The sequence below is a fragment of the Telluria sp. AZSoR62 genome, from assembly GCF_058111565.1.
Genome location: NZ_JBYTST010000497.1, coordinates 1 through 247 on the forward strand (window position 1 = coordinate 1; position 247 = coordinate 247).

General features: G+C 59.5%; 1 protein-coding gene. It reads right to left on the reverse strand.

The window, feature by feature from the left end:
• Positions 1-247 (reverse strand): serine hydrolase (locus tag AC3XQU_RS24515; RefSeq protein WP_489876714.1); only part of this gene is annotated, 247 nt, incomplete at both ends.

Here is a 247-nt window from a genome sequence, read left to right on the forward strand (position 1 = left end):
GATGGGTCCAGGCGGCTTGATGATGTTCTCGAAGTCCGGCAGGTACTTCTGGATAGGGTCATCCAGCTGGACTTTTCCTTCCTCCACCAGCTTCATGACGGACACCGCCACCATGGTGGTGGTGATGTCGCCGATATGGGTCTGGTCGCTCAACTGCACGGGTTCCTGGGTTTCAAGGCTGCGGACGCCTTCGGCCGAGGACCATTCGCCCAGCCTTGACTTCAGCTGGATGATGACGGCCGTCGCT